Here is a 2,163-nt window from a genome sequence, read left to right as displayed (position 1 = left end):
GGCGTGCGCCACATCGTGGCGCTGCGCGGCGACCCGGCCGAAGGCGTGGGCCACACCTACCGGCCCCATCCCGGCGGCTACGCCCAGACCTGCGACCTCGTAGCGGGCATCAAGCGCATCGGCGACTTCAAGGTCTCCGTCTCGGCCTATCCGGAGAAGCACCCGGAGGCCGCCTCGCTCGACGCCGACATCGACGCCCTCAAGGCCAAGGTGGATGCGGGCGCCGACCAGGCGATCACGCAGTTCTTCTTCGAGAACGACATCTACCTGCGCTACCTCGACAAGGTGCGGGCGGCCGGCATCGACATACCGATCCTCCCCGGCATCCTGCCGGTGCAGAACTTCAAGCAGGCGGCCAACTTCGCCCGCCGCACCGGCGCCTCCGTGCCCTACTGGCTCGCCGCCCGATTCGAGGGCCTGGAGAACGACGTGGAGACCCGCCGGCTGGTCGCCGCCGCCGTCGCCGCCGAGCAGGTGTTCGACCTCGTCGACCAGGGGATCAACGACTTCCACTTCTACTCGATGAACCGCTCCGACCTCGTCTACGCCATCTGCCACCTGCTGGGCCTGCGCGGCCAGGCCCCGAAGGTGGCGGCGGCCAAGGCGGCGGCTTAGATCATACCCGACGACCGAGCGAGGAGGGCTCTCCATGGCCGAACCGCAAGAAATCATCCTGCCGTTGCTGCGTGAGATGCGGGCCGAGATGCGAGACGGTTTCAGCCGGATCGACCTCAAGCTGGAACAGCACGACGGACGTTTTGACAAGCTGGAACCGCGCTTCGACAACCTTCGGCAGGCGGTGAGCGGGAAATCCGTACTCGGGCGATACGCTGCTGCCGAGGTCGAAGAGCGGCTCGAAGCTCTGGAACGTCGTATGGAAGCGCTGGAAACGCGCTCCTGACCTTCCCTCGTCCGGCCTGAAAGGCCCAAGATCGTTTTGCCCTTAAGGCTCGGCCGAATTCGTCCGGCCGTGACCCGGAAAACCGCCCATGACCGAACTCCGCCCTGTCGACGGCACCGAGATCGAAGCCGCCCTGCGCCAGCGCGCGTCGGAAAAAATCCTCGTCCTCGATGGGGCGATGGGCACGGTGATCCAGCGCCTCGGCTACGGCGAGGCGGATTTTCGCGGCGAGCGGTTCAAGGATCACGGCCACGACCAGAAGGGCAACAACGACCTCCTGATCCTGACGCAGGCGGACGCGATCCGGCAAATCCACCTCGACTACTTCCTCGCCGGCGCCGACATGTGCGAGACGAACACGTTCTCGGGCACCACGATCGCCCAGGCCGATTACGGCATGGAACCGATCATCCACGAACTGAACGCCGAGGGCGCGCGGCTGGCACGCGAGGCGGCCAAGCTGGCGGAAGAGCACGACGGACGCCGCCGGTTCGTGGCCGGCGCGGTCGGCCCCACCAACCGGACGCTCTCGATCTCGCCGGACGTCAACAACCCAGGCTTCCGGGCCGTGACCTTCGATCAGGTGAAGACGGCCTATGTCGAGCAGGTGCGCGGCCTGATCGCGGGCGGTGCCGAGCTGATCCTGATCGAGACGATCTTCGACACCCTGAACGCCAAGGCGGCGGTCGCCGCGGCGTGGCAGGCCTTCGAGGAGACGGGCGTCACCCTGCCCATCATGATCTCGGGCACGATCACGGACCTCTCGGGCCGCACCCTGTCGGGCCAGACGCCGGAGGCCTTCTGGAATGCCCTGCGCCACGCGAGCCCGCTGACCATCGGCCTCAACTGCGCCCTGGGCGCACGCGAGATGCGCGGCCACATCAGTGAACTGTCGCGCATCGCCGACACCCTGGTCTGCGCCTACCCGAATGCCGGCCTTCCCAACGAGTTCGGCCTCTACGACGAGAGTCCCGAGGCGATGGCCAAGCTGGTGGCCGAGTTCGCGGCCGGCGGCATCGTCAACATGGTCGGCGGCTGCTGCGGCACCACGCCGGACCACATCCGCGCGATCAGCGAGGCGGTCGCCGACAAGAAGCCGCGGGCGATCCCCGAAGTGCCGCGCCTGATGCGCCTGTCCGGCCTGGAGCCGTTCACGCTGACGAAGGAAATCCCCTTCGTGAACGTGGGCGAGCGCACCAACGTCACCGGCTCGGCCAAATTCCGCAAGCTCGTCACCAACGGCGATTACGCCGCCGCCCTGG

At 67.4% G+C, this 2,163-nt stretch carries 3 protein-coding genes; all 3 read left to right on the top strand.

Features of this window, described 5'->3' with window-relative positions; genetic code table 11:
• Positions 1-615 (top strand): methylenetetrahydrofolate reductase (locus tag COGEMETH_RS19985; RefSeq protein WP_238184356.1); only part of this gene is annotated, 615 nt, incomplete at its 5' end.
• Between the two features lie 34 nt (positions 616-649).
• Complete coding sequence (locus COGEMETH_RS19980; protein ID WP_238184355.1) at positions 650-901, top strand: hypothetical protein; 252 nt, start codon at positions 650-652, stop codon at positions 899-901.
• An 88-nt stretch (positions 902-989) separates the two neighbouring features.
• Positions 990-2,163: homocysteine S-methyltransferase family protein (locus COGEMETH_RS19975; RefSeq protein WP_238184354.1), on the top strand; the 1,174-nt coding region annotated here is incomplete at its 3' end.

This window comes from Methylobacterium trifolii (assembly GCF_022179685.1).
Taxonomy (GTDB): domain Bacteria; phylum Pseudomonadota; class Alphaproteobacteria; order Rhizobiales; family Beijerinckiaceae; genus Methylobacterium; species Methylobacterium trifolii.
The sequence above is the reverse complement of the archived record's forward strand: the minus strand, read 5'-3'. Positions and strand labels throughout refer to the sequence as shown.

Coding starts and splice junctions, on each gene's coding strand:
- COGEMETH_RS19980 (WP_238184355.1), top strand. CDS start 650: ATGGCCGAACCGCAAGAAATCATCCTGCCGTTGCTGCGTGAGATGCGG.